The organism is Pseudochrobactrum albidum, from assembly GCF_051851455.1.
In the GTDB taxonomy this organism is placed as follows: domain Bacteria; phylum Pseudomonadota; class Alphaproteobacteria; order Rhizobiales; family Rhizobiaceae; genus Pseudochrobactrum.
This window is the reverse complement of record NZ_JBPVTR010000023.1, coordinates 75,462-101,586: the sequence shown is the minus strand read 5'-3', so window position 1 is coordinate 101,586 and position 26,125 is coordinate 75,462. Positions and strand designations below refer to the sequence as shown.

Below are 26,125 nucleotides of genomic sequence, written 5' to 3'. Positions count from 1 at the left end.
ATTTCAGGAAAAAATTTAATCCCCGTTATCAACAGACTCTAAGAATCATAAGAATCCAAAATCATCACTTTTTTAAAACAAGAACCGGGGAAAACCGGTGTGGGTAAATGACATGACACGTAAAGTTTTAAACGTACTCAAAGGTGAAACTGTATTTCCTCCACCAATCTGGATGATGAGACAAGCAGGACGTTATCTTCCTGAATATCGTGCAACACGAGAAAAAGCCGGAAGCTTTCTGGATCTTTGCTATAATCCTGAACTTGCTACTGAAGTGACACTTCAGCCTATCCGCCGTTATGGTTTTGATGCAGCCATTCTCTTTTCAGATATTCTGGTTATTCCGCATATTCTTGGACGGGATCTTCGCTTTGAAGAAGGAAAAGGGCCTTTGATGACACCTGTGACTGTTAATGAGATTAAAAATCTCGACATCACAGATAAGGCAAAAAAACTTGCTGCTGTTTATGAAACTGTCAGCCGATTGCGGGAACAATTACCAAATGAAACAACATTGCTTGGTTTTTGCGGCGCCCCGTGGACAGTTGCCACCTATATGATTGCCGGCCATGGCACACCGGATCAGGCACCGGCGCGTTTATTTGCCTATCAGCACCGTGAGGTTTTTATCAAGCTTCTGAATGATCTTGCCGATATTTCAGCTGACTATCTTATTGAACAAATTAATTGCGGTGCAGATGCAGTGCAGATTTTTGATTCATGGGCTGGTGTATTGGATGAAAACTGCTTTGAGGATTTTTGTATCAAGCCGGTTGCGCGCATTGTTCAGAAAGTACGTGAAATTCATCCGGATGCATTAATTATCGGTTTTCCGAAAGGGGCGGGGATGCTTTATCGCGATTACCGTGCCAAAACCGGAGTGAATGCGCTGGGGCTTGATTGGTCTGTTCCCCTGACATTTGCACAGGAATTGCAGCAACAAGGTGCAGTACAAGGCAATCTCGATCCGTTACGCCTTCTTGCAGGCGGGAAGGCTCTTGATGAAGGCATTGATATAATTTTGCAAAAACTGGGGCAGGGGCCGCTGATCTTTAATCTTGGCCATGGTATTACCCCTTTGGTGCCAGTTGAACATGTTACACAAATGGTCAATCATATTCGTCAGGCAGGGACATAATGGAAAAAGCCACTACAAATGGAACTAATCCGGCAATAAGGGCAATTATTGCGTTATTAATAACAGGAATTGCCGCTTATGCATTGTTTTTTACGGCAACAGATGCAGCCTATCCCTGGATAAAGGCATTCCATATTATTGCTATTATCTCCTGGATGGCCGGGATGTTATATTTGCCGCGGCTGTTTGTATATCACAGTCAGGAAAAGCCGGGTTCTCATGCTTCTGAAACCTTTAAAATCATGGAACATCGGTTGCTGCGTTATATTATCAATCCGGCAATGATTGTGAGCTGGGTTTTAGGCCTATGGATGGCATGGAAAATATTCGGTTTTCATGGCGGCTGGTTGCATGGCAAAATTTTTCTGGTTGTGCTTTTGTCTGCTGTCCATGGCTATCTTTCAAAAAGCGTGCGGATGTTTGCGCAGGATAAAAACACCAAATCCACCAAACATTGGCGGATTGTGAATGAAATTCCGACCCTATTGATGATTTTCATTGTTATTCTGGTGGTTGTAAAACCATTTTGAATTGTCTGGTTCTGTTAAAACCGCGTTTTTTTGCGCGGTTTTAATATCAGCCATTATTTTTCTGATAAAGTTACGTAATCAGCCTCTTGCCCAAATCTTCAGAACCAGCTATTGGATATGCGCCTTCCTTTAAGAATAGCAGGTTTTTAATGCCGGTCATGCCTCTCATGACCATTCTGAGCGCATAACTGCATTTTTCTTTTTTCAATCTTTTATAATATGAGTTCCGCACCCATGCAGGAAATGAAACTACAAGATCTTAAAAACAAGACACCTGTCGATTTGCTGGCGCTTGCCGAAGAGCTGCAGGTTGAAAATGCCAGCGTCATGCGCAAACAGGAATTGATGTTTGCTATTCTGAAGAGTCTTGCCTCTCAGGAAGTTGAAATTATCGGTGAAGGTGTTGTTGAATTACTTCCCGACGGATTTGGCTTTTTGCGCTCGGCAAATGCCAATTATCTTCCGGGACCGGATGATATTTATATTTCTCCTTCTCAGATCCGCCGCTTTTCATTGAAGACCGGTGATACGGTTGAAGGGCCGATCCGCAGCCCGAAAGAAGGCGAACGCTATTTCGCACTTTTAAAAGTTAATACAATTAATTTTGAAGATCCGGAAAAGATCCGTCATAAAATTCATTTTGATAATTTGACACCGCTTTATCCAAATGAGCGTTTCAAAATGGAGCTGGATAATCCAACCAATAAGGATAATTCAGCCCGTGTGATTGATCTGGTTGCTCCGCTTGGTAAAGGTCAGCGTGGTTTGATTGTGGCACCACCACGTACCGGTAAAACGGTTTTGCTGCAAAATATTGCACATTCTATTACGGCTAATCATCCGGAATGTTATCTTATTGTGCTATTGATTGATGAGCGCCCTGAAGAAGTAACCGATATGCAGCGCTCGGTAAAAGGTGAGGTTGTATCCTCAACCTTTGATGAACCGGCTTCACGCCATGTTCAGGTTGCTGAAATGGTGATTGAAAAAGCAAAACGTCTTGTTGAGCATGGCCGTGATGTGGTTATTCTGCTGGATTCAATCACCCGCCTTGGCCGTGCTTATAATACTGTTATTCCGTCTTCAGGTAAGGTTCTCACCGGTGGTGTGGATGCTAATGCGTTGCAGCGGCCTAAACGCTTTTTTGGTGCTGCGCGTAATATTGAGGAAGGCGGCTCATTGACTATTATCGCAACCGCGCTGATTGATACCGGTTCGCGTATGGATGAAGTTATCTTTGAAGAATTCAAGGGTACAGGTAACTCGGAAATCGTGCTTGATCGCAAGGTTGCTGATAAGCGCATCTTCCCTGCTATGGATATTCTTAAATCCGGCACGCGTAAGGAAGATCTGTTGGTGCCGCGTCAGGATTTGCAGAAAATCTTTGTTCTGCGTCGTATTCTTTCGCCGATGGGAACAACGGATGCGATTGAATTCCTGATCGACAAGCTGAAACAGACAAAGAATAATGCTGAATTCTTTGATTCAATGAATACATAATTTTGCAAATTAAAATTGCTGATGAAAACGCCGCCTCAAAAGGGCGGCGTTTTTATTTCTTCCGGTTTCAGAGTAAATTTTCCAGATCACGAACATTATAAACCGGTGGTAAACATATATGATTGCGGCATAAAATAGCGCAGGCGCGTTTTCCGGCATTTGCTGCTATCGCGGCCCATTGCGGCAACTGAGCTGCTTGTTTATGGCTTAAAATAATATCTGTACGGCAGGGATCAGCGTGGCGGGATGCACAGCGATAAAGTTCATTTTCTGTATTTTCAACAATCAGCACCAGTTTAACAGGATCAAGCAGATGTATTGCAGAATTGAGAATAGATGCCTGTCCGTAGGTCATTTGTACAGCACGGCCAAGTGCACGTTTTGCCAGATCATTGGTTATCTGCAGAAGATTTTCATCTCCTGTAATTAATGACAAGCGCATAAATGCTTCAATAATCTGACTGGTAGCACTTGGTATTGCTTCGTCCTGATCGCCATAAAGATAAAAAATAACATCATCATTATCGAGAGCGGTCAGACGGTAATCTCTGTTTTGATCACGATGATGCTGATTTAATTGCTGCATGAGACGCAGCGCATCATCAATATAATCCTGTTTGGGATCAGCCTGATAAAGTGAAAGCGCAGCATTGATGAGTGCCGCATAATCGGATGATAAAGCAGGGAATTTTATTGCAGATTTTGAGATTATATGGGAAAGCCCTGCGTTTTTGGCGGGTAGCAGAAAATGATAGGTCTTTTGTGCCAAGGTAAGCCAATCCGCACGATTAAAAACACGCGCCGCCTCTGCTAAAGCACGGATTAAATAGGCATTCCAGTCTGTCAGGCATTTTTCATCGCGACCAGGGTGAATTCTCTGATTCCTGACATTAAGCAATTTATTGCGTAATGGCTGTAAAATGGCCTCTTCCTGTTCATCATATTCAGCCATATCAAGGCGATGCAGAATGGTTTTACCTTCCCAATTTCCCTGTTCACACACATTATATTTTTGCAGGAAAATTTCGGCTTCTGTACCGAGAATTTTTTTAATTTCACTTGCATCCCAAATGTAGAATTTACCCTCGATATTTTCGCTATCAGCGTCCAGACCGGAGGCAAAACCACCATCAGGCAGTGTCATTTCTGTGTTCAACCAGTTAATTATCTCTTCGATTCGCTTACGAAACAAATTCTTTTTGTGTAAATTATTCTGGCTGGCACTCCATGCCCATAGGCTTTGGCGGATTGTCTGAGCATTATCATAAAGCATTTTTTCAAAATGCGGGACGAGCCAGAATTGATCTGTACTATAGCGGGCAAGACCACCTGCCAGATGATCATAAATTCCGCCATTGAGCATTTTTTCAGTGCTGAGAATAAAATAGTCACGATGTTGCTGCTGCTGGCTGATTTTCCATGAAGTCCAGAGCATTGTCATAAGCGGAAAATTGGGGAATTTTGGCTGTCCGCTGATGCCGCCATAAGTATTATCTATCCGCCGTGCTATTGTATCGGCATAATTTTGAAAAAAAGCCTCATCATTTTTTGCGATATTGACCGGTGGCTGAAATGTTTTTTCCAGATGGTTTTTCAATGCGGTAATATTGCCGGTAATACGGCTGCGGTCATTTTTCCATATGCCAGACAGGGTTTTAAGAACATCCGTAAAGCCAGGAAGATGATCATTTGCATATTTTGGAAAATAAGTGCCGCCCCAGAAAGCATCACCATGCGGCGTTAAAAAAATCGTCAATGGCCAGCCGCCTTGCTCTCCCATAGCGTTAAGGGCAGTCATGTAAATCTGGTCTATATCCGGCCGCTCTTCACGGTCAACTTTAATATTGATGAAATTCTCATTCATCAATTGAGCCACTTCTTCATCTTCAAAACATTCATGTGCCATGACGTGGCACCAGTGGCAGGCAGAATAACCGATAGAAAGCAGAATTGGCTTGTCAAAATAAACAGCCTGATCCAGTGCTTCTTTGTCCCATGGCTGCCAATGTACAGGATTGTTGCTATGCTGCTTTAAATATGTGCTTTGTGCAGTATCAAGGCGATTTATATTGGCATTACCGGGCATCGGATTCATGGTTTTACCTTTCAGGATGCAAAATGCCGGATTTTTCGATATGTAAAGCAGTTAAGCCAAACGCCGTTATTATTTCTTATAAAACCAGTCTGCAGATTGATTTCTACGTGTAAAATATTTCACCCTTTCCGCAACAGGTTTTAACAGATAAAACGGCAATTCTTTGCTACATTATAACGGATTTTCAATGCCAATGCAGCCTTTTCATCAAGATACTATTTTTGCACTTTCCAGCGGACGCTTGCCATCCGGTGTTGCTATTATCCGAGTATCCGGCCCACAAACTCGATTCATTACCGAAACCATTTCAGATCAAGTGCCAATACCGCGCAAAGCCAGATATGGTCTGTTGAAAAACCGGAAACATGAAGTTCTGGACAGCGGATTGACGTTGTTCTTTGAAGGGCCAAAAAGCTTTACCGGTGAAGATTGCGTGGAATTTCACATTCATGGTGGTATTGCGGTTGTAGAAAATTTTCTTGAAGCCTTAGCTGAATTTGAAAATTGCCGTTTAGCAGAAGCCGGCGAATTTACCAGGCGGGCATTTGCAAATGGAAAAATGGATATTACTATGGCCGAAGGCCTGGCAGATCTTATTTCCGCTGAAACCGAAAGCCAAAGACGTCTTGCACAGCTTGTTGCATCCGGAGCACAACGTGATCTTTATATGAATTGGCGCAAAAAATTAATTCAAGCGCGGGCGTTTATTGAAGCTGAACTTGATTTTGCTGATGAGGATGATGTTCCGGGTTCTGTTTCGGAAAAGGTTTGGCAAGAGATGAAAGTCTTAAGCCAGACAATTGAAAAGCATATTGCAGATGGCAAACGCGGAACAATGCTGCGAGACGGTTTTCATATTGTGATTATTGGTGCTCCGAATGCCGGAAAATCCAGCCTGATGAATTTACTTGCAGCACGGGATGTTGCAATTATTTCTGATGAAGCGGGAACAACGCGCGATTTACTGGAAGTAAAGTTAAATCTTAATGGTGTAGCTACTTATATCACTGATACTGCGGGCATAAGAGAAAGCGCAGGAAAAGTTGAACAAATAGGAATTCAACGCGCATGGGATAAAGCTGCTGAAGCTGATTTAATTTTATATATTGAAGATTTATCTGCTCCAATAAAATTGGACATGTCGGATTTTAAAACCGAAATTTGGAAAATTGGCAATAAAGCGGATTTAATTACAGATACAAAAACGGACTATAATTTTATAATTTCCACTAAAAACAGCACTGGAATTAATTTTCTTCTTGAAAATCTCACAAAGTTTATCACTGAAAAAACCAGCTTACAGAATGATATTGTACCAACGCGACGCAGACATATTGATTTGCTAAGCCAATGCAAATCAGAAATTGAAAAAGCCTATAAACAAGAGAATTTACCTCTTGAACTAAGGGCAGAAAATCTGCGTCACGCATCACAATATTTAGGTAAAATCACCGGTGATGTCGATGTTGAGGATATTCTTGATGTCATTTTCTCACAATTCTGTATTGGAAAATGATTCACGTGAAACAAATTTCATGATATAGACTATCCAACAATCAAATATGTTTCACGTGAAACATTCTGTGGAATCAAAATATAAGGATTGACTCAACAGGCTTATTCTGGGTCACAGATTCCTTTTGATGAAATCTCTGTTCATTATTTTGTTAGCTGTTCCATTTTTGATGAGAACATGAGATGGATGATTCACGTGAAACCAAACAAGTTTTGGATATGATTATGACAAGTTTTTACGATGTCATTGTTATTGGTGGTGGTCACGCCGGTACGGAAGCTGCTGCGGCTTCAGCCAGAACAGGTGCAAAAACTGCCTTAGTAACGCATCGCTTTGATACAATAGGAGTGATGTCTTGCAATCCTGCAATTGGCGGATTGGGTAAGGGGCAGCTTGTTCGTGAAATTGATGCGCTGGATGGTTTGATGGGCAGAGCCGCTGATCAGGCAGGTATACAATTTCGTCTTTTAAATCGCCGTAAAGGCCCTGCGGTACGAGGACCGCGAACACAGGCTGATCGTAAATTATATCGTCTCGCTGTTCAGGCTCTTATTAAGGAACAGGCCAATCTCACCGTTGTAGAAGGTGGTGCTGCGGATATTCTGGTTGAAAATGGTGCTGTAAATGCCGTTCAGTTGATGGATGGAACTGTTATCAATTGTGCCTCTGTCGTGTTAACGAGCGGAACATTTCTTAATGGCCTGATTCATATTGGCGAGAAGACGATCCCTGCAGGCCGTATGGGTGAGAAACCTGCGCTTGGTCTTTCTGAGCGTTTACATGCTTTGGGTTTTGGTTTGGGGCGTTTAAAAACCGGTACGCCATGCCGGATTGATACCAAAACGATTGATTGGGCGGGTTTGGATAAACAATCTGCGGATAAAGATCCTGTACCGTTTTCAATGATGACGGATAAGATTACAGTTCCGCAAATTGATTGCGGTATTACCCGAACTACAGATGCGACGCATAAGATAATTCGTGAAAATATTCATCGTTCAGCGATGTATTCCGGTAATATTGAGGGTATTGGTCCGCGTTATTGTCCATCAATAGAGGATAAAATTGTCAAGTTTGGTGATCGTGACGGTCATCAGATATTTCTTGAACCGGAAGGTCTGGATGATGATACAGTTTATCCAAATGGTATTTCAACCAGCTTACCGGAAGATGTGCAGCTTGAAATATTAAAAACAATTCCCGGACTGGAATATGCAAAAATGCTGCAACCAGGCTATGCGATTGAATATGATTTTATTGATCCGCGGGAATTACAGCGCAGCCTTGAGACACGCCGTGTTAAAGGTTTGTTTTTAGCAGGGCAAATTAATGGCACAACCGGTTATGAAGAAGCAGGTGCACAAGGTTTGCTGGCTGGCCTTAATGCTGCAAGGCGCGCAGGTGGCAGCGATCCGGTGATTATTCAGCGTACTGAAGCTTATATTGGTGTGATGATTGATGATTTGACATCGCGCGGTGTCAGTGAGCCTTATCGCATGTTTACTTCAAGAGCGGAATTCAGGCTTTCGCTTCGTGCTGATAATGCCGATAATCGTCTGACACCTTTGGGTGAGCTATTGGGTCTTGTTGGTCTTGAGCGGCAAAAACGCTTCAATGATAGAAAACAAGATTTGGACCATGCCAGAAATCTGGCTCGTAGTTTTTCAATTACACCAAATGCAGCTGCGGCTTATGGTTTAACGCTGAATAAAGATGGTGTGCGCCGTACAGCTTATGATCTCTTGTCTTATCCGGATGTAACTATTGAGCAACTTGCTAAAATCTGGCCGGAGTTTGAAGCTTTATCACCGGTCACTAAGGAAGCATTGGAGATTGAAGCGCAATATTCTGTCTATCTGGATCGGCAAAATGCAGATATTGCTGCTATGGAACGGGAAGAGCAATTAATTATACCTGCTTCAGTGCAATTTTCTTTTATTCCTGGTTTATCTCTTGAACTCAGGCAAAAATTAGAAAAACGACAACCTTCGAATATTGCTGAAGCTCAAAGAATTGAAGGAATGACACCGGCTGCTATCGCCTTGTTGATAACGCATATCCGTAAACACGGTATTACACAGAATATTTCGGGTGATTTGGCAAAACCGGCATGACAAAAGATAAATATTTTGATTCACTAAGAGCGTTATACCCATTTGTTTCACGTGAAACAGCGGAAGACCTGATTGGCTTTGAGATTTTGTTTAAAAAATGGTCTAAGGCAATTAATCTGGCTTCGCCAAATACATTGGAAACACTCTGGGAACGGCATATTCTTGATAGTGTTCAGGTTTTTAATTTGGCACCACAGGTAAAAAAATGGCTGGATCTGGGATCAGGTGGCGGCTTTCCAGGTATGGTTCTGGGGATTATGCTCAAACAAACGGGTGGAACTATAAGTTTGGTGGAGAGTAACAGTAAAAAATCTGCGTTTTTACGTAATGCACTTGCTCAATTCAAGGTGCCGGGGCAGGTTGTAAATGCAAGAATTGAAAATTGTTATGAGCAAATTGCGGTTCCGGATATTATAACCGCCAGAGCTTTGGCATCATTGGCCAGGTTATTTGAGTTAACTGAACCATGGATGGCGAAAGGAGCAAGGGCTTTGTTTCAAAAAGGGCGTGATTACCAGCGAGAAATTGATGAAAGCCTGACAAGCTGGAAATTTGATCTCATAAAACATGAAAGCGCGATTGAGGCCGGTTCTGTCATTCTTGAAATCAGTAATTTGCAGCGGCGCTGATATATATGCATGAAAGCCGCAAAGTAACAAAAGTTATTCGGGACAATAATTATGAATAACAGAACACGGATTATAACGATCGCAAACCAGAAAGGCGGTGTGGGAAAAACCACAACGGCAATTAATCTGGCGACTGCATTGGCTGCAATCGGTGAAAATGTATTGATTGTTGATCTCGATCCGCAAGGCAATGCCAGTACAGGGTTAGGTGTTGATCGTAAAAACCGGCCTTTATCATCCTATGATGTGCTGACACAAAATGCCTCGGTGCCAGAAGCTGCCATTGCCACTGATGTGCCTAATTTGTTTCTTGTGGCATCAACGCTTGATTTGCTTGGCATTGAAATGGAAATTTCCAACGCACCGGACAGAACCCGCAGATTACGCGATGCCTTGCGTTTTGATTCCGCCATTTCTGAGCAATTTACCTATATTTTGATTGATTGCCCGCCTTCGCTCAATCTTTTGACTTTGAATGCTATGGCTGCAGCAGATTCCGTGCTTGTACCTTTGCAGTGTGAGTTTTTTGCTCTTGAAGGATTAAGCCAGTTGCTTGAAACTGTAAATCAGGTGCGCAGTTCTCTAAATCCTGATCTTACAATTCAAGGTGTTGTGCTTACTATGTATGACAGCCGTAATAATTTGGCTAATCAGGTGGTTGATGATGTACGCGCCTTTATGGGGGAAAAAGTATATCGTACTGTTATTCCTCGTAATGTGCGGGTTTCTGAGGCACCATCTCATGGTAAACCGGCTATTTTATATGATCTGAAATGTGCCGGAAGTCAGGCTTATTTGCAGCTGGCGTCTGAGGTTATCCAGCGTGAACGACAATTACGCAGCGCAGCCTGACATTCAAATTTGATTCGAATACGTAACAATTGCAGAAAGCATTCAACTTATGAGTGATGATCCTTCAAAAAAGCGTCTTGGTCGCGGTCTGGCAGCTCTGATTGGGGATATCGACCGGCCTGTTGAAGAGCGTAAAGTGCCGGTGCCGCTTGAGCGTTATGTGCCTATCGAATTTGTAAATCGCAATCCGCGTAACCCGCGTCGTGTTTTTACAGAAACAGAGCTGGAAGATCTTGCGCAATCGATCCGTGAACACGGGATTGTTCAGCCTGTTGTTGTGCGTCCGTCACCTGAAAATCGTGAACATTTTGAACTTATAGCCGGTGAGCGCCGCTGGCGCGCTTCTCAGCGTGCGGGTTTGGCAGAAATTCCGGTTATCATCCGTGATGTTGATGACCGTGTGGCGCTTGAACTGGCTATTATTGAAAATGTTCAGCGTGCTGATCTTAACCCAGTTGAAGAAGCAATGGGATATCAGTTGCTGATTGATGAGCATGATTATACGCAAGCTGATCTGGCACAGGTTATTGGTAAAAGCCGCAGCCATGTGGCTAATACTTTGCGTCTTTTAAAGCTTCCTGCGGAAGTGCAGCAATTTATCAATGACGGCGCTTTAACAGCCGGGCACGCACGCACGCTTGTTACGATGGATAACCCTAAGGCTGTTGCGGAACGCATTGTTAAAGAGGGTTTGTCTGTACGTCAGGTTGAAGCTTTATCTCAGGCTGAAAGTAAGGGAATTCCTGCCGTTAAGCCGGAGCGCACGCCTGTTGAGAAAGATGCGGATACACGCGCATTGGAAAAGCTGCTCTCTGATGTAACCGGCATGAAAGTTGAAATTAATCATCGCGACAGGGGCGGGGAAGTGCGTATCCGTTATAGTTCTCTTGAACAATTGGATGAAATTTGTCGCCGTTTGCAAAGCTGATATAAGTATTATTAAGTGGTTCCGATTTAAAATATTATCATTGGAACCACTTTAATTATTTTATACAATAAATTATCTTATCGCCTTTGTTTATTACGTAAAGCTTCAACAGCTAAAGCAATAAATGACTGTCTTATAATTGCAGTTGAAAGTACGGTGTTTTTCCGGCTCTCAAGAACGGTTCTTTGAAGTCTGTCTGCAACACGGTTGAGCGATTGGACATTCCAGAGATTCAAGGCTGTTTCGATTAATCTTTTACGGGCAAAGAAAACCGGTGGTTTTGCCGTATTAACAACCATAGCTGCCGGTTTGTTTTCTGTTTCCATAATAAAACGCATTGCATGTAATTGGTTGAATTGACGGATTGCGGTGTTGATGAGCAGAAAAGGATGGGTGCCCGTGTGAATTATACGGTCAAAAGCTGCGTTGAATTTAGCAAGATCACCAATCATCACAGCATCGATTACTTCATCTTGAGAAAGGGCTGCAACATCGCCGACAGATTCACGCACATCATCTATTTCAATGCGTTGTTTGCCATGTGCATAAAGGCAAAGTTTTTCCAGTTCACCGCGTGTGGCCAGCCGGTCTGCACCTAGGCTCATGCGCAACAGCTGGCGTGCATCGGAAGAAATTTGTAATTTATTAGCCAGTAAAATATCATCAATCAAACCGTCAATGCCGCGTGCATCATCAGCATAGCATGGCAAGGCCATGGCTGCAGAACCACTCTCCACAGCACTGCGCAAGCCGGCACCTTTTTTAAGATCACCTGCTTCAATAAGAATATAACTATCCTGTGGCGGTTCTGAAATTAGTTCTTTAACCGCATCAGCAATATTCTTTTGGGCAGCTGCATTTTTTACCCAGATCAGCCGGTTTCCGCCAAACATGGGGATCGTTCTTGCTTCATCTATCAGCCGGGCAGGATCCTTGTCTATTTCATCTGCTTCAATGCGTAAAACAGCAAAAGGATCGTCCAATGGCAGGCCTGTCAATCTGGCATATTTTGCTGCTCGTTCACTGACCATGCCTTTATCAGGCCCATAGATCAGAATGATCGTGCCGGTCTGTGCGGGACGCGTGAGAAAATTATCAACTTCATGTGCTTTTTTCTGTGCCATAAGTCTGTTTACAACAAAGCCGGTCAAAGGGGAATCCGGCTTTATGATACGGATGAAATTCTGTCATTGTTTAAAATGAAAAATGCCGCGCTCTAGGCGCGGCATTGATAAAATAACATGTGACAGTTTACTGGATGAGGAGAGCATCATCATCCAGTGTTTCACCACGAACTTTTTTGAACATATCAATCAGATCTTTAATAGTGAGATTTTTACGCTCTTCGCCGGAAACATCGAGAATGATATTGCCGCCATGAAGCATGATGGTACGTGTGCCATAATCCAGGGCTTGCTGCATGGAATGTGTGACCATCAAGGTTGTGAGCTTGTTTTCATTCACAAGCTTGGCGGTTAGTTTCATAATGAATTCAGCCATACCCGGATCAAGCGCGGCTGTATGTTCATCAAGCAGTAAAACCTCGGATCTTGTCAGGGTGGCCATAATCAGGGAAAGTGCCTGACGCTGCCCGCCGGATAACAAATCCATACGATCTTGCATGCGGTTTTCAAGCCCAAGATTAAGACCGGCCACCCGCTCATGAAATAAGGCGCGGCGGCTGTGGTTAAGCGCATGGGAAAGACCGCGTTTCTGACCGCGCATGGCAGCCAGTGCCAGATTTTCTTCAATTGAAAGGGCTCCGCAACTGCCGGTTAAAGGATCCTGAAACACACGCGCCACCATAGAAGCACGATCGGCGGTAGATTGTTTGGTAACATCTTTGTTGCCAATCAGGATTTTGCCTTCAGTGGCAATTACATCGCCGGCAAGGGCACCGAGCAGGGTTGATTTTCCGGCGCCGTTGGAGCCGATAACCGTGACAAATGTGCCTTCTTCAATTTTCAGGTTGATGTTTGACAATGCTTGCTTTTGCAAAGGCGTGCCACGGCCGAAAATAACACCGAGATTGGATACTTCAATCATTTGGAGAGACCTCCGCGACGCAAGCGTGGCAGTACCAGGGCTATTGTAACAAGAACAGCGGTTGCAAGATTAAGATCAGAGGCTTTAAGGCCGATAAAATCGCTGCTCAATGCCAGTTGAATGGCAATACGATATAAAATTGAGCCGATTACACAGCCGATCAGCGCAAGCAGCAACAGACGGGTGCGGAATAAGGTTTCTCCGATAATAACAGCAGCAAGGCCAACAACAATGGTGCCGACACCGGAAGTCACATCAGCAAAACCATTTGTCTGGGCAAAAAGCGCGCCCCCAAGTGCAACCAAAGCATTGGAAAGCGCCATGCCGAGATAAATCTGACGATCGGTTTTAACGCCCTGAGCGCGCGCCATACGCGGATTTGCACCTGTTGCCCGCATCGCAAGACCGATATTGCTTTCAAGAAAACGCCAAACAAGCAGCGCAGCAATAATAACAAGCACAGCGACAAAAAGCGGACGAATATAATATTCCGGAATACCATGTCCAAAAAACGGAGAGATCATCGTATCCTGATTAATTAATGCAACATTTGGCTTACCCATGACACGCAGATTGATGGAAAACAGCGCTGTCATGGTAAGAATGGAGGCCAGCAGGTTAAGAATGCCAAAACGCAGGTTCAAAGTTGCGGTTACCAAACCGGCAATCGCGCCGGCTAGCATGGCAATTACGGCTGCAAGCCACGGATTAATTCCGGCAATAATAAGAACAGCAGTAACAGCGGCACCGAGCGGAAAAGAACCATCTACAGTCAGGTCCGGAAAATCAAGCACGCGGAACGACAGATAAACACCGAGAGCGACAAATGAAAATACAAGACCTAATTCGACCGCGCCCCAAAAAGCGATCAGACTCAAAATAATGTTCCTTCGGCTTGTGCAGACGGCCGGCATCTCATACGGATCAAAAACAAATTTGCTCTGACCTGTCTGAAAATACGGGGCAGCCTGCTTGTTGAAATAGGATAATAATTTTTGCTCTTTGATGTGAGATCAAAAATTATACAAAAGATAAATGCGGCAGTCAGACGAGTTTTTTTGCAGCCGGAATGCCATTTGGCAATATGCCGGTAAATTGCTTTACCGGCATTTGTGCTGATTATTCCCTGATGACTTTGCTTGCACGGTCAATTACAGCCTGCGGGATTTCAATACCCATTTTTTTAGCCGCAACAAGATTGACCACAAGGTCTGTGCCGGCTGCAACATTTACCGGAATGTCGCCTGGCTTCTCACCTTTAAGAATACGAACAACCACATCACCTGTTTGTTTGCCAACATCATAATAGTTAAAACCAAGAGCAATAAATGCACCACGGCTGACAGAATCCGTGTCAGCGGTCATGAGGGGTATTTTTGCTTCTTCGGCAACACTGACCGCAGCCTCAAGTGCAGAAATAATGGTATTGTCTGTTGGAATATAAATAAGATCTGCCTTGCCGATCAGCGCGCGGGCAGCGCCCTGAACTTCAGCGGATTTGGTTGCCGCAGATTCCACAACTTCCAGCCCGCTTTCCTTGGCCGCAGCTTTGAGCCCCTCCAGAAGGGAAAGCGAATTGGCCTCACCGGAATTATAGAGAAAACCGATTGTCTTTACATCAGGCGCAACTTCCCGGATCAGCTTTACGTGATCGGCAACCGGTGAAAGATCGGAAAGACCGGTGACATTGCCGCCCGGTTTTTGCATATCCTTGACGAGTTGTGCACCAACAGGATCGGAAACAGCGGTAAACACAATTGGAATATCACGCGTTCCGGAAACAACAGCCTGAGCGGAAGGTGTTGAGATCGGAACAATGACATCCGGTGCCTCACCAATAAACTGGCGTGCAATCTGTGCTGCGGTTGCAGGATTACCCTGAGCAGACTGATAGGTGAATTTAAGGTTTTCACCTTCTTTATAACCGGCAGCTGCAAGCGCATCCTTAACGCCATCACGGGCAGCATCAAGAGCCGGATGCTCAACAATTGCTGTTACGGCAACACTGACATCTTTGGCCTGTACCGGTGCAGAAATAATTGTGGTGGCCATAGCTGTCGACAGCAATGCCAGGATAAGTGTACGCATGAAAATCTCCCTCTGTTCCACGTCCCGGTTAAAACGAATAATCAGTTCTATGAAAGAGGTCAACGCGCATCACAAAGGATCGTGTTGTGTCTGGCAATTAATTGCCATTCTTGGCTTGAAGCGTGGCGCTAAAAGCATAGTTGTTTCACGTGAATCATTGTGGTTACTGAATGATTAATACGATTTTTAAGGGCAAAATTGTTGTTAAATAGGTTTCAAAAAAAGATTGGTGATCCCGACTGGATTCGAACCAGTGGCCTACAGATTAGGAATCTGTCGCTCTATCCTACTGAGCTACGGGACCGAATAATTCTCTTTAGAATATTTCAGTGGCTCACAGAAGCCATGAAATATGCAAACCGCATGCACACATACTGATTTTTTGGCTATTCGCCAAGGGTAGCCGGCCGGAAAATTTTTTATGATAATGATTAAAGCATAAAATGCGGAAAAGCAGAGAAGGCTTTTCCGCATTATTTTGTATCAGGCTGCCGCTTTATCAGCAAAGAGTTGTGCTGTTTTAAGGCGATGCTGCACAAGCTCAACCCAGTAACTCATGCCATAGGGCAGGGCATCATCATTAAAATCATAAGCCGGATGATGCAGATTGGCGCTGTCTCCGTTGCCGATGAAAATATAGCAGCCCGGCCGGGCTTCGAGCATATAGGAAAAATCCTCCCCGCCCATCATCGGCTCAACCTCGCGGTTAATCGGCCCGTTAATGCTCACCTTATCAGCAACTGTTGCGGCAATTTCAGTTTGTTCTGAATGATTGAAGGTGACCGGATAGTTGTTTTTGAAATTAAGGTCGATGGTAATATTGTTCAAAACTGCAAACGCCTCACAATGTGCGCGGATGCGTTGTTCTGCAAAAGCACGGGTTGTTTTGGTGAGGCTGCGCACTGTGCCGGCCAAAACCGCTTTTTCAGGAATAATATTGTAAGCCTCGCCGGCGTTGAATTTGGTAACGGATATTACCAGCGAATCAAGCGGATTTGCTCCACGTGAAACAATAGCCTGTAAGGCTGTGACAAGCTGTGAGCCGATTACGATAGGATCTATATTGCGGTTTGGCTGTGCTGCATGGCCGCCCTTGCCGTTAATGGTGATGGTGAATTCATCTGTTGCCGCCATGATCGGGCCTTTGCACACAGCCAGTTCCCCCGTGGCAATGCCCGGCATATTATGCATGCCGTAAACTTCAACAATGTTAAAGCGTTCCATCAACCCGTCATTGACCATGGCAAGGCCGCCAGCGCCGCCTTCCTCAGCGGGCTGAAAAATCACAATGGCTTTTCCGTAAAAATCACGTGTTTCACAAAGAATTTTTGCAGCGCCCAAAAGCATGGATGTATGGCCATCATGGCCGCAGGAATGTGCCTTGCCCGGATTTTGTGAAACCCATTCCGGTGTGCCGGTTTCGGTCAGGGGCAGGGCATCCATATCAGCACGCAAACCAATGGCCTGACCTGCACCTTTTTTGCCCTTGATAACACCGACAATACCGGTTTTTCCAAGGCCGGTGACAACTTCATCACAACCAAATTCCCGCAGTTTCTGTTCTACAAATGCCGCAGTCTCATAAACGTCATAAAGTAGTTCCGGTTTGCTGTGCAAATATCTGCGCCACAGGCTGACTTCCTGTTTTAATTGTATAGCGCGGTCTGAAAGCGGCATTTCCTGTTCTCCGAACCTTGGTTGCCTCTCCTCCGAGGCGGTCTGTGCATAATGTAATTCTGCAGAAATTCTGCCGGAAAACTTATGCAATAAGATTATTTCTTGTAAGCCTGTGTGGGTAAAACACAACGCTCTTATGACAACATAATGTGATTTCTAAAAATTCGCTATTCGGACTTTGCCTTTTATACCCGGACTGGGGTAGAAAAGGGCAGCAGAGAAAATTTGTTTCAGTTAATTTTCTGACAGCCGGATTTTTGCCGTTTTATACCGTTTGAACACCTGATTAATGTGTTCAGGTTCTGAGCTGTGAAAATGCGGATAGGATTCCGGATGTTTTTCTTCTGAATATTACGCCTTGAAAGGTGGTCACTCTATGATCCCGACCTTGTTAAAACAATCTGTTCTGGCTTTGACCGCAGCATGCCTTGCGGTTTCTCAGTCTGTTTCGCAGGTTGAAGCCAATCCTTATATGGCGGTTGATGTCGCAACAGGTAAAGTACTGGCACATAATGATGCGTTTAAACGCTGGTATCCGGCCTCGCTCACCAAAATGATGACGGCCTATGTGGTGTTCAGGGCTTTGCGCTCCGGTCAGAAAACGTTGGAAACACCGGTTCGCATGTCGGTTGCCGCCACCAAAGAGCCGCCGAGTAAAATGGGCTATAAAGCCGGCTCGGTGATGACACTGGATACAGCCTTGAAAATTATGCTTGTAAAATCTGCCAATGATGTGTCAGTGGCAGTTGCGGAAACGATTGGCGGCAGCAAGGCCCGTTTTGTGGCAATGATGAATGCTGAGGCGCGTCGTATTGGCATGTTTGGTTCACATTTTGCCAATCCGCATGGTTTGCCGGATCCGAATAATTATTCCACTGCGCGGGATATGGCCTTGCTGGCCGCACAATTGCGCCGTGAATTTCCGGAATATGCTCATTATTTCAGTACGGAAGCAATTGACCCGGGTGAGGGTAAAAAAATTCAGGCCAATTATAATATTCTTCTTGGCCGTTTTAACGGTGCTGACGGTATGAAAACAGGCTTTGTCTGTGCTTCAGGTTTTAATCTTGCCGGATCGGCAACACGCAACGGCCGGACAATTGTGGCGGTTGTTCTTGGTGCGGCCCGTCAGGAAGACCGCGCAGTGCAGGCGGCAGAACTTTTGAATAACGGCTTTGCCACACGCGGCGGTGGCGGCGCTACGCTTGCAAGCCTTGCCCCTTATGGCAGCAATAATAATCAGGTTACGGATTTGCGGGCACAGATATGCAGCCAGCAGGCAATGTCTGACCGTTGGGACGGCCGCGATGTTGAAGGACGGCTGAAGATTAATTCGCCTTATATTACAGCCATGACCCGTGATCCGATTGCTGTATCCGTCGGGCTTATTTCCAAAGCGCCGGATGTGCAGGCAGGCAAGGCATTGCATATTTCGCAGGTGCCAATTCCGTTGCAGCGGCCGATGCGCGGCAATATCAAAACCGCGGTTAATTGATCATATTGTTGCCGGCGGTTATTGCGGCTTTGAAAAATATCTGCCGGTCTGATAAACAGGCCGGCATTTTTAATATTCAATACCCAGCCTATCCTGAAAGGCTTGTGTCTGTTTCAGGGTATAATTCAGAGAGAAACATATGTCTTTCAAGCCGATCAGCATTTCTGTTCTCACGGGCTTTCTTGGCTCCGGCAAAACAACCTTGCTCAACAGGTTGCTGAAAGATCCTGCCTTGCAGGATACAGCGGTTATTATCAATGAATTTGGTGATGTGAGCATTGATCATTTGCTGGTGGAACAGGCAACAGATGGTGTTATCCAGCTGGCAGATGGCTGCCTGTGCTGCACTGTGCGTGGTGAGCTGGTGGATACGCTGGCAGATCTGATCGAACGTGTTCAGCTTGGAAAAATCAAGGCATTGCAGCGTATTGTGATTGAGACAACCGGCCTTGCTGATCCGGTGCCGGTTTTGCAGGCTCTTACAGGCCACCCTGTTTTGATGCAGGTGCTCAGGCTTGATGGTGTGATTGCAACACTGGATGCGGTGAATGGTATGGCAACGCTTGATGCCCATATTGAGGCTGTTAAACAGATTGCTGTTGCTGATAGGATTGTGATCACCAAGACGGATCTTGCAGGGGCTGATACTGTTGCCGTTTTGAAAGCCCGCATCAAGGGGCTTAATCCGGCAGCTGAAATTTATGAGGCTGTTGATACAGCTTTGGGCTATGCCGCCCTGTTTAATTGTGGCCTTTATGATCCGTCCGGCAAAACACCTGATGTACAGAAATGGCTCAAGGCAGAGCATTATGATGATCATATACATGATGATCATATATGTGAAATTCACGGTGCTGGTTGTTCCGGTCATCATCATGAGCATCATCATCACCATGATTCAGCAATACGGTCTTTCTCGCTGCGTCATGATGCGCCGGTGCCGTTTGCCTCGATTGAGATGTTTCTGGATTTGTTGCGCTCTGCCCATGGCGAAAAATTGTTGCGCATGAAAGGCATTATTGCTGTTGCGGAAGATGCTGAACATCCGCTGGTTATTCATGGTGTGCAGCAAATTCTGCATCCGCCATTGCGTTTAAAGTCTTGGCCTGCGGAATTGCAGGATACGAAATATCAGACACAGCTGGTGCTGATTACTAAGGATATGGATGAAGCCTATGTGCGGGCTTTATTTGACAGTTTTTTAGGCAAACCACATATAGATCAGCCCGATGCACAGGCTTTGACAGATAATCCGCTGGTTATTCCGGGTTTCACGGTAAAAGACTGAAATACTCTATCTCAGATGCTGAGATTTGCAGGAAAATTGGGCTTTTCAGGAGAGGTTTTCCCCTTGCGGATCAGAAACCGGAAGATGCGCCCTTGCGTGTTATGCTCCAGCAAATCATGGCCTTCGCTCTGGCAGAAATGGGCAATATCAAGCGGCGAGAGCGGATCTGTGGTTTCTACCCTTATTAAGGCACCTGTGTTTAAACTCTGCAGTTTTTTCCGTGTTTTCAAAACAGGTAAGGGGCATTGCAGCCCCTTGAAATCAAAAAACAATATTGTATCAGACTGTGGCATTACTGACCGGTCATTCTGTTCCAGAGGGTTTTTTTCTCTGCAACTGTGGATTCTGTGGCAAGTGGTGCGCTATTTGCAGCATTGGGCTGTGCCTGGGGCACAGGCACAGATGTGTTGATTGAGGCTGTTGCATTATGATCAACCACAGGCTGACTTGCGGCTTTCGGTGCATTTTGCGCAAGCGCACTTGGTGCCGCAATATCAGGCGCGCCTGGTGTTTCACTTGATGCCGGGCTCAATGACGGTGGTGTGCGGGAGACTTTCTCGCCACGGGCGCGGCGTGCACTCCAGTCAGATACCAGCCTGGCTTCATTGATGCCCATGATTGATGGTGCGGGTTTCTTTTGAGATGTCTTGATCAATGCGCTTGAAAAAGCGGCATCATAGGTTTTCTTGTAATCAGAATAGGCAGACTGGATGGATTCCGGCTGTGACATTGGCGGACAGGCCGCTGTTGGGGAAAGATTTTGCTGTCCGGGGAAGTTCTGGTTAAAGACATAGCGTTTGCCGCAAACATCAACTTTTGGCGGTACCTTGGTAATTTCAAACTGGTCATAACCTTGTTTGAGCATGGCCCAGAATTCATAATTCGGGTCATTTTTATAGCGTGCCATATTGGCTGCCGTCATACGGAAAGGAAAAGCCTGAACCTGAAATTCACGCTGTCCGCCTTTAAAGGCATCACGGCCAAAAGCATAGATTTCCGACATGCTTTCATCGGTCATGGAATAGCAACCGGCGGAAGAGCAGGCACCATGCACCATCAAATGCTGGCCGGTGCGGCCATTGGCACGGTCATAGGCATTGGGAAAACCAAGGTTAAAAGACAGGTAATATTGTGAATTCGGGTTCATTTGCGCGGCCGTCACCGAATAGAAGCCTTCTGGCGCCTGACGATCACCCTCAACATATTTAGGGCCAAGCTTGCCTGACCATTTGCAAATATCATATGTGGCAACAATATCGTAACGGCCGTTGGTTTTTTGCTTCCAGATTTCCAGCACGCCTTCTTCCTTGAAGATACGCGCCATAACCGGTGCATTCTTGTTCATGCCCTTGGCTTTGATTTTTGCCTGAATTTTGGCGGGTAATTCACGTTCGGCTTTTGCATTAACACCATCAAAAACAGAACCCTGACAACCGGCCAAAGCCACGGTTGCGATCAGTGAAGCAAAAATTGCAGTTCTCAGTTTCATGCATGCCACCGGTACAATTACGCAAGAGTTGGAATAAATTACCCTGAAATAGCAAAAAGGCAATTTTTTTGCAGCAGGTCGTTTGCCTGACAGTATCGTTGGTTATGATTGATAAAGTGTTGATAGATAGTGCGGGATAATATTTACATATTTGATCAGGTCTGGCCATATCGCGGATGAGGCCTGTTTTGAAAAATTCTTCCATTAGCCTGAACCGGAAATATTTTAAGAAAAAAGCCGCATATTAATGCGGCTTTTGGTTTTACAGTTTGTTTTTAAATCTAGAGATTGCGCCCCATCGCCAGATATTTCTGGCGGCGTTCCTGCCGCAATGTGTCACCGTCAATATTTTCCAATGACTTCAAGGCAGAGGCGATAATTTCACCGGTTGCGTCAATTATAGCATTTTTGCCGCGATGCGCACCGCCAAGCGGTTCAGGAATGATATTGTCGATAATTTTCAGTTCAAGCAGATCCTGTGCCGTAATACGCATATTGGTGGCCGCATCTTTGGCACGGGTCGAATCACGCCACAAAATCGAGGCTGCGCCTTCCGGTGAAATAACCGAATAGATAGCATGTTCCAGCATATAAACACGGTTGGCGACCGCAATGGCAATAGCGCCGCCCGATCCGCCTTCACCGATGATAATGGCAATAACCGGTACCCGCAATTTCATGCTGGCTTCCAGCGCACGGGCAATAGCCTCGGCCTGACCGCGCTCCTCGGCGCTGACACCGGGATAGGCGCCGGCAGTATCCACAAAAGTGATGACCGGTAGCTTGAAGCGATCAGCCAGTTCCATGATGCGGATGGCTTTGCGGTAGCCTTCAGGGCGGGGAGAGCCGAAATTATGTTTCAGACGGGTTTTGGTATCATTGCCCTTTTCCTGGCCGAGAATGGCAACGGGCATGCCATTAAAACGGGCAAAACCAGCCTGAATAGCCTGATCTTCAGCAAAATTACGGTCGCCGGCAAGAGGTGTAAAATCCGTGAACAGGCGGTTCACATAGTCCAGGCAATGCGGGCGATCCGGATGGCGGGCAATCTGCACTTTCTGCCAGGGGGTGAGTTTGCGGTAAATATCCTTCAGCGCATCACTTGATCGCTTTTCAAGCCGGCGTATTTCATCGCTCATTTCAACACTGCCGCTTTCCTGCGACAGTTTTTTCAGTTCGAGAATCTGACCATCAAGATCGGCGACGGGTTTTTCGAAATCAAGGTAATTATACATATGACCTGACTATTACGCTCCGGAGACTTAAACCATCAGACCGTAAAGCCTGTGAAATGGTTTTATCTGTCCTATATAGATTGTCTGACAGAAAAATCTATCTGCCGAATATATTTCTCTTAAACGGCATAGCATCATTGGGCAAGCGGGTGATGCATTGTAACCAGCTGATGCAGCCGTTCTTCTAGCACATGCGTATAGATTTGTGTTGTAGAAATGTCCGAATGGCCCAATAATTGCTGCACTGCACGTAAATCCGCACCATTTTGCAAAAGATGGCTGGCAAAAGCGTGGCGTAACACATGGGGCGATACAGCAGATGACGGAATGCCCGCACGTGCTGCCAGAGCCTTCAGATCACGCGCAAAGACCTGCCGCGCCAAATGGCCGCTTTCTGATCGTGCAGGAAACACCCACGGATTATCCTGCCATTCGGGAACCCTGTCGCGTAAATTCAGATAAAGCTGCAATATATTCTGCGCCTTGACAGATAACGGCACCATACGCTCCTTTGCGCCCTTACCGCGCACCAGCAAAAAACGCTGATTGCTGCGCACAGTCTTATCTGGAAGGCTGACCAGCTCACTCACCCGCATACCCGTGGCATAGAGCAGTTCAAGCAGCGCATGCAGCCGTACAGCATTAAAATAGCTGCTCATATCATCTTGTGGCCGGGCTTCTGCCTCTGCCTGTTTCAGCAGTTTTGAAACTGCGTCTTCACTCATGATTTTGGGCAGTGCCTGTTTTTTCTTCGGTGCGTCAACAATACCGGTCGGATCATCTTTGCGCATGCCTTCTGTATAGAGAAAGCGGAAAAACTGACGTAATGATGAAAGACGACGCGCCTGCGAGGCAGAGGCAAAACCCTGAATATTCATATCATCAAGGCAGGCTTTAATATCTTCCGATTGGGCTGTTACCAAAGTTTTGTTGCGCTGCGCTAAGAATTGCGCAGCAGTTTCCAGATCATGGCGATAGGATTCCAGGGTGTTTTCTGCCGCTCCGCGTTCCGCGCTCATCATTTCCAGAAATGCATCAATTGCCGCATGGCCGGAAAGATTATTCTGCATCTTCTGCCTCCGGTTCTCCGTCTGTATAGGGTGTTGGTGCAGGGGCTGCGCTGACAGGAATATTATTATCTGGTTGTTTCAGCATTTTCTGGGCGGGAACCCGCACAATAATTTCTGATGTTACCGGCGTGACAGTTTTCACAAGCGCCAGCATTGCGCCATATATGCAAGCGGCTGTTATAGCCAGAATAAGAATGAGGCGGCTAAGGGTCGGCATTTTTTCAATCGTGCTCTTGCTTGTTCAGAAAAACTTCTTATCCGCTATTGTGCCCTGATATTCTCAATAAAGCCTAACCGGATCTGCCAAGAGAAATTTATGTTTTTTCAAAGTAAAAGACCCGGTTAAAACCGGGTCTTTCGATCATATCAATCACGGATCATAAATTTATCACATATGAATTGGCTTATCATAGGTAGCCATAGCCGATTCCCTAACAGCTTCAGACATGGTCGGATGAGCGTGGCAGGTGCGGGCCAGATCTTCTGAAGAGCCGCCAAATTCCATCAGAACAGTCAGTTCATGGATCATTTCACCGGCATTGTAGCCAAGAATATGAGCGCCCAGAACCTTGTCTGTGGTCTTGTCTGCAAGAATTTTCACAAAACCATCTGTGTGCTGCATGGCACGTGCACGGCCATTGGCGGTGAAGGGAAATTTGCCAACCTTATATTCAATTCCGGCAGCTTTCAGCTCTTCTTCGGTTTTGCCGACAGAAGCCACTTCCGGCTGGGTGTAGACAACGCTTGGGATCACATCAAAATTGACATGACCTTTCTGGCCGGCAATAATTTCTGCAACAGCAACGCCTTCATCTTCGGCTTTATGGGCAAGCATCGAGCCTTTCACCACATCGCCGATGGCATAGATACCAGCAATATTGGTCTGCCAATGATCGTTAATGGCAACACGGCCGCGCTCATCAAGCGCAATGCCGGCTTCCTGAAGACCCAGACCATCGGTGTAAGGGCGGCGGCCGGTTGAAATCAGCACGGCATCGGCTTCAAGAGTAACGGCTTCGCCACCCTTGACAGGTTCAAAAGTTACTTTGGCACCATTACCGGATTTTTCAACGGCTGTTACTTTGGCACTCAGTTTGAAATCCATACCCTGCTTGGTCAGCATACGCTGGAATTGTTTGGAAACCTCGCCGTCCATTTGTCCGAGAATCTTGTCGAGATATTCGATGACAGTTACTTTTGAACCAAGACGCGACCATACGGAACCAAGTTCCAGACCGATCACGCCGCCGCCAACAACGATCAGTTTTTCAGGCACTTTGGTAAATTCCAGTGCGCCGGTGGAAGAAACGATGACTTTTTCATCAATATCCACCTGAACGCCCGGGATACCGGCAATATCCGATCCGGTTGCAATAATAATATTTTTGGTTTCCAGCTCTTTAACCGAGCCGTCTTCGGCCGTTACCGCAACCTTGCCGGCAGCAAGGATTTTACCAGTGCCGATGAAAGCTTCGATCTTGTTTTTCTTGAACAGAAATTCAACACCGGCAGTATTGGCTTTAACGGTGGTGAGCTTATGCTCCAGCATTTTTTCCAGGTTGAGTTTGGGTGTGCCGATTTCAACACCGAGCGCGTCAAAAGAATGCTGGCTTTCAGCAAAGACTTCAGAAGCATGAAGCAGGGCTTTTGAAGGGATACAGCCGACATTGAGGCAGGTGCCGCCAAATGTGCTGCGTTTTTCAATGACTGCCACTTTCAGGCCAAGCTGGGCAGCTTTGATAGCGGCAACATAACCGCCGGGGCCGGTACCGATGACAACGACATCATAAGACATTACTTAATCCTTTTAACGCTTATTTATCCGGTCAGACAGGGGGGATTTCTGCATGACGGGCAGGGCTGATATTTCATTCTTCGGGTGTGCAGGCCTTAAAGCGAAACACGTCCCAGTTCAGGGGTTCGGCCGGGGTGGCCTGACCAAAATCGTAACTGTCAAGCATGCTGACAAAATCAGGAAACAGGATGGCAGCAGCAGCCGGCTCATCATTGTGCGGCAATAATTCTGCATCAGCGCCATCTTTGAGAGCATAAACAATACCCTGCCAGATGGTACAATCATCTATTTCCTCTTCCGCATTTTCATCTCCGGCGCAATTATAGGTGATCATGGCAGTAGGGCGGGAAGAACCCTCACTCCATTGCACATTGCCTTGTAATTTAAATTCCGGTGTCTGATTGGAAACAATGACAAAACTGCTGGAAGAAAGCTCATCTTCCTTTTGTGAGGGGCTGAAGGTGAGTGTGTAATTCTGATTACTATCCGTATAGACAGCGCGGTTCTGCATGCAGGCTGCACTGGCAACCGCGATTGGGCCTGTCAGAAAAACACAGGCGGCGAGGCAGGCAATGGTCTGTTTCAGCATGATTGTTCCGGTAATCATTGTTTCCCTTTTGCGGGCGGTTAAACTCTGACT

At 45.7% G+C, this 26,125-nt stretch carries 23 protein-coding genes and 1 tRNA gene; 10 read left to right on the top strand and 14 right to left on the bottom strand.

Features of this window, described 5'->3' with window-relative positions:
- The first annotated feature begins 112 nt into the window (after positions 1-112).
- The 3 genes from hemE (at position 113) to rho (ending at position 3,168) form a co-directional block, all read left to right on the top strand.
- Positions 113-1,138: a uroporphyrinogen decarboxylase gene (hemE, locus tag ACSTTO_RS09575; protein ID WP_439272973.1), complete on the top strand. Its 1,026-nt coding sequence runs from the start codon at positions 113-115 to the stop codon at positions 1,136-1,138.
- Positions 1,138-1,668 (top strand): protoporphyrinogen oxidase HemJ, encoded by a 531-nt coding sequence (hemJ, locus tag ACSTTO_RS09570; RefSeq protein WP_439272971.1) that lies wholly within the window; start codon positions 1,138-1,140, stop codon positions 1,666-1,668. The genes hemE and hemJ overlap by 1 nt, the downstream gene beginning before the upstream one ends.
- A gap of 234 nt (positions 1,669-1,902) precedes the next feature.
- Complete coding sequence (gene rho, locus ACSTTO_RS09565; RefSeq protein ID WP_439273257.1) at positions 1,903-3,168, top strand: transcription termination factor Rho; 1,266 nt, start codon at positions 1,903-1,905, stop codon at positions 3,166-3,168.
- A gap of 67 nt (positions 3,169-3,235) precedes the next feature.
- Here the strand turns inward: rho and ACSTTO_RS09560 are convergent, their stop codons facing one another.
- Positions 3,236-5,263 (bottom strand): thioredoxin domain-containing protein, encoded by a 2,028-nt coding sequence (locus ACSTTO_RS09560; protein WP_439272969.1) that lies wholly within the window; start codon positions 5,261-5,263, stop codon positions 3,236-3,238.
- A 193-nt stretch (positions 5,264-5,456) separates the two neighbouring features.
- Here ACSTTO_RS09560 and mnmE point away from each other — a divergent pair, with 193 nt between their 5' ends.
- The 5 genes from mnmE (at position 5,457) to ACSTTO_RS09535 (ending at position 11,302) form a co-directional block, all read left to right on the top strand.
- Positions 5,457-6,779: a tRNA uridine-5-carboxymethylaminomethyl(34) synthesis GTPase MnmE gene (mnmE, locus tag ACSTTO_RS09555; RefSeq protein ID WP_439273256.1), complete on the top strand. Its 1,323-nt coding sequence runs from the start codon at positions 5,457-5,459 to the stop codon at positions 6,777-6,779.
- A 182-nt stretch (positions 6,780-6,961) separates the two neighbouring features.
- Positions 6,962-8,893, top strand: a complete 1,932-nt coding sequence (mnmG, locus tag ACSTTO_RS09550; protein WP_439272968.1) for a tRNA uridine-5-carboxymethylaminomethyl(34) synthesis enzyme MnmG — start codon at positions 6,962-6,964, stop codon at positions 8,891-8,893.
- Complete coding sequence (rsmG, locus tag ACSTTO_RS09545) at positions 8,890-9,522, top strand: 16S rRNA (guanine(527)-N(7))-methyltransferase RsmG (RefSeq protein ID WP_439272966.1); 633 nt, start codon at positions 8,890-8,892, stop codon at positions 9,520-9,522. The genes mnmG and rsmG overlap by 4 nt, the downstream gene beginning before the upstream one ends.
- Before the next feature lie 51 nt (positions 9,523-9,573).
- Positions 9,574-10,374, top strand: coding sequence for a ParA family protein (locus tag ACSTTO_RS09540; RefSeq protein WP_439272964.1), 801 nt, complete (start codon positions 9,574-9,576; stop codon positions 10,372-10,374).
- A gap of 49 nt (positions 10,375-10,423) precedes the next feature.
- Positions 10,424-11,302, top strand: a complete 879-nt coding sequence (locus ACSTTO_RS09535; protein ID WP_439272962.1) for a ParB/RepB/Spo0J family partition protein — start codon at positions 10,424-10,426, stop codon at positions 11,300-11,302.
- Between the two features lie 77 nt (positions 11,303-11,379).
- Here ACSTTO_RS09535 and holA read toward each other — a convergent pair whose 3' ends face one another.
- From holA to ACSTTO_RS09505, 6 genes are all read right to left on the bottom strand, one after another.
- Complete coding sequence (holA, locus tag ACSTTO_RS09530; RefSeq protein WP_439272960.1) at positions 11,380-12,426, bottom strand: DNA polymerase III subunit delta; 1,047 nt, start codon at positions 12,424-12,426, stop codon at positions 11,380-11,382.
- 127 nt (positions 12,427-12,553) lie between these two features.
- On the bottom strand, positions 12,554-13,348 hold the full coding sequence (locus ACSTTO_RS09525) for an ABC transporter ATP-binding protein (protein WP_439272958.1): 795 nt from the start codon (positions 13,346-13,348) through the stop codon (positions 12,554-12,556).
- The gene (locus ACSTTO_RS09520; RefSeq protein WP_439272956.1) at positions 13,345-14,226 is read right to left on the bottom strand and encodes an ABC transporter permease; all 882 of its coding nucleotides are present in this window, start codon (positions 14,224-14,226) and stop codon (positions 13,345-13,347) included. The genes ACSTTO_RS09525 and ACSTTO_RS09520 overlap by 4 nt, the downstream gene beginning before the upstream one ends.
- A 241-nt stretch (positions 14,227-14,467) precedes the next feature.
- On the bottom strand, positions 14,468-15,436 hold the full coding sequence (locus ACSTTO_RS09515; protein WP_439272954.1) for an ABC transporter substrate-binding protein: 969 nt from the start codon (positions 15,434-15,436) through the stop codon (positions 14,468-14,470).
- 227 nt (positions 15,437-15,663) lie between these two features.
- Positions 15,664-15,740 (bottom strand) — tRNA-Arg (locus tag ACSTTO_RS09510).
- Positions 15,741-15,919: 179 nt separating this feature from the next.
- Positions 15,920-17,113 (bottom strand): M20 aminoacylase family protein, encoded by a 1,194-nt coding sequence (locus tag ACSTTO_RS09505; protein WP_439272953.1) that lies wholly within the window; start codon positions 17,111-17,113, stop codon positions 15,920-15,922.
- A 388-nt stretch (positions 17,114-17,501) separates the two neighbouring features.
- Here ACSTTO_RS09505 and ACSTTO_RS09500 point away from each other — a divergent pair, with 388 nt between their 5' ends.
- Both ACSTTO_RS09500 and ACSTTO_RS09495 read left to right on the top strand, forming a co-directional pair.
- A complete protein-coding gene (locus ACSTTO_RS09500) occupies positions 17,502-18,608 on the top strand; it encodes a D-alanyl-D-alanine carboxypeptidase family protein (RefSeq protein ID WP_439273255.1) in 1,107 nt (368 codons plus the stop codon).
- Positions 18,609-18,747: 139 nt separating this feature from the next.
- Positions 18,748-19,896: a CobW family GTP-binding protein gene (locus ACSTTO_RS09495; protein ID WP_439272952.1), complete on the top strand. Its 1,149-nt coding sequence runs from the start codon at positions 18,748-18,750 to the stop codon at positions 19,894-19,896.
- Between the two features lie 11 nt (positions 19,897-19,907).
- On the opposite strand, the gene ACSTTO_RS09490 is transcribed toward ACSTTO_RS09495, so the two are convergent.
- The 7 genes from ACSTTO_RS09490 to ACSTTO_RS09460 form a co-directional block, all read right to left on the bottom strand.
- On the bottom strand, positions 19,908-20,189 hold the full coding sequence (locus tag ACSTTO_RS09490; RefSeq protein WP_439272950.1) for a sulfurtransferase TusA family protein: 282 nt from the start codon (positions 20,187-20,189) through the stop codon (positions 19,908-19,910).
- The gene (locus ACSTTO_RS09485; RefSeq protein WP_439272948.1) at positions 20,189-21,385 is read right to left on the bottom strand and encodes a hypothetical protein; all 1,197 of its coding nucleotides are present in this window, start codon (positions 21,383-21,385) and stop codon (positions 20,189-20,191) included. The genes ACSTTO_RS09490 and ACSTTO_RS09485 overlap by 1 nt, the downstream gene beginning before the upstream one ends.
- A 281-nt stretch (positions 21,386-21,666) precedes the next feature.
- Positions 21,667-22,620, bottom strand: coding sequence for an acetyl-CoA carboxylase carboxyltransferase subunit alpha (locus tag ACSTTO_RS09480; RefSeq protein ID WP_439272947.1), 954 nt, complete (start codon positions 22,618-22,620; stop codon positions 21,667-21,669).
- 134 nt (positions 22,621-22,754) lie between these two features.
- A complete protein-coding gene (xerD, locus tag ACSTTO_RS09475) occupies positions 22,755-23,690 on the bottom strand; it encodes a site-specific tyrosine recombinase XerD (RefSeq protein WP_439272946.1) in 936 nt (311 codons plus the stop codon).
- The gene (locus tag ACSTTO_RS09470; protein ID WP_439272945.1) at positions 23,680-23,907 is read right to left on the bottom strand and encodes a hypothetical protein; all 228 of its coding nucleotides are present in this window, start codon (positions 23,905-23,907) and stop codon (positions 23,680-23,682) included. The genes xerD and ACSTTO_RS09470 overlap by 11 nt, the downstream gene beginning before the upstream one ends.
- A gap of 171 nt (positions 23,908-24,078) precedes the next feature.
- Positions 24,079-25,485, bottom strand: a complete 1,407-nt coding sequence (gene lpdA, locus ACSTTO_RS09465) for a dihydrolipoyl dehydrogenase (protein WP_439272944.1) — start codon at positions 25,483-25,485, stop codon at positions 24,079-24,081.
- Between the two features lie 73 nt (positions 25,486-25,558).
- Positions 25,559-26,074, bottom strand: coding sequence for a hypothetical protein (locus ACSTTO_RS09460; protein WP_439272943.1), 516 nt, complete (start codon positions 26,072-26,074; stop codon positions 25,559-25,561).
- Between the last annotated feature and the right edge of the window lie 51 nt (positions 26,075-26,125).

What these genes read in the sequence shown, in the direction of transcription:
- rho (WP_439273257.1), top strand. Translation starts at nt 1,903, where the DNA reads ATGCAGGAAATGAAACTACAAGATCTTAAAAACAAGACACCTGTCGAT.
- ACSTTO_RS09490 (WP_439272950.1), bottom strand. Translation starts at nt 20,189, where the DNA reads ATGCCACAGTCTGATACAATATTGTTTTTTGATTTCAAGGGGCTGCAA.
- ACSTTO_RS09480 (WP_439272947.1), bottom strand. Translation starts at nt 22,620, where the DNA reads ATGTATAATTACCTTGATTTCGAAAAACCCGTCGCCGATCTTGATGGT.
- hemE (WP_439272973.1), top strand. Translation starts at nt 113, where the DNA reads ATGACACGTAAAGTTTTAAACGTACTCAAAGGTGAAACTGTATTTCCT.
- ACSTTO_RS09560 (WP_439272969.1), bottom strand. Translation starts at nt 5,263, where the DNA reads ATGAATCCGATGCCCGGTAATGCCAATATAAATCGCCTTGATACTGCA.
- holA (WP_439272960.1), bottom strand. Translation starts at nt 12,426, where the DNA reads ATGGCACAGAAAAAAGCACATGAAGTTGATAATTTTCTCACGCGTCCC.
- hemJ (WP_439272971.1), top strand. Translation starts at nt 1,138, where the DNA reads ATGGAAAAAGCCACTACAAATGGAACTAATCCGGCAATAAGGGCAATT.
- ACSTTO_RS09460 (WP_439272943.1), bottom strand. Translation starts at nt 26,074, where the DNA reads ATGCTGAAACAGACCATTGCCTGCCTCGCCGCCTGTGTTTTTCTGACA.
- ACSTTO_RS09525 (WP_439272958.1), bottom strand. Translation starts at nt 13,348, where the DNA reads ATGATTGAAGTATCCAATCTCGGTGTTATTTTCGGCCGTGGCACGCCT.
- xerD (WP_439272946.1), bottom strand. Translation starts at nt 23,690, where the DNA reads ATGCAGAATAATCTTTCCGGCCATGCGGCAATTGATGCATTTCTGGAA.
- mnmE (WP_439273256.1), top strand. Translation starts at nt 5,457, where the DNA reads ATGCAGCCTTTTCATCAAGATACTATTTTTGCACTTTCCAGCGGACGC.
- ACSTTO_RS09515 (WP_439272954.1), bottom strand. Translation starts at nt 15,436, where the DNA reads ATGCGTACACTTATCCTGGCATTGCTGTCGACAGCTATGGCCACCACA.
- ACSTTO_RS09495 (WP_439272952.1), top strand. Translation starts at nt 18,748, where the DNA reads ATGTCTTTCAAGCCGATCAGCATTTCTGTTCTCACGGGCTTTCTTGGC.
- ACSTTO_RS09470 (WP_439272945.1), bottom strand. Translation starts at nt 23,907, where the DNA reads ATGCCGACCCTTAGCCGCCTCATTCTTATTCTGGCTATAACAGCCGCT.
- ACSTTO_RS09535 (WP_439272962.1), top strand. Translation starts at nt 10,424, where the DNA reads ATGAGTGATGATCCTTCAAAAAAGCGTCTTGGTCGCGGTCTGGCAGCT.
- lpdA (WP_439272944.1), bottom strand. Translation starts at nt 25,485, where the DNA reads ATGTCTTATGATGTCGTTGTCATCGGTACCGGCCCCGGCGGTTATGTT.
- mnmG (WP_439272968.1), top strand. Translation starts at nt 6,962, where the DNA reads ATGGATGATTCACGTGAAACCAAACAAGTTTTGGATATGATTATGACA.
- ACSTTO_RS09540 (WP_439272964.1), top strand. Translation starts at nt 9,574, where the DNA reads ATGAATAACAGAACACGGATTATAACGATCGCAAACCAGAAAGGCGGT.
- ACSTTO_RS09505 (WP_439272953.1), bottom strand. Translation starts at nt 17,113, where the DNA reads ATGCCGCTTTCAGACCGCGCTATACAATTAAAACAGGAAGTCAGCCTG.
- ACSTTO_RS09485 (WP_439272948.1), bottom strand. Translation starts at nt 21,385, where the DNA reads ATGAAACTGAGAACTGCAATTTTTGCTTCACTGATCGCAACCGTGGCT.
- rsmG (WP_439272966.1), top strand. Translation starts at nt 8,890, where the DNA reads ATGACAAAAGATAAATATTTTGATTCACTAAGAGCGTTATACCCATTT.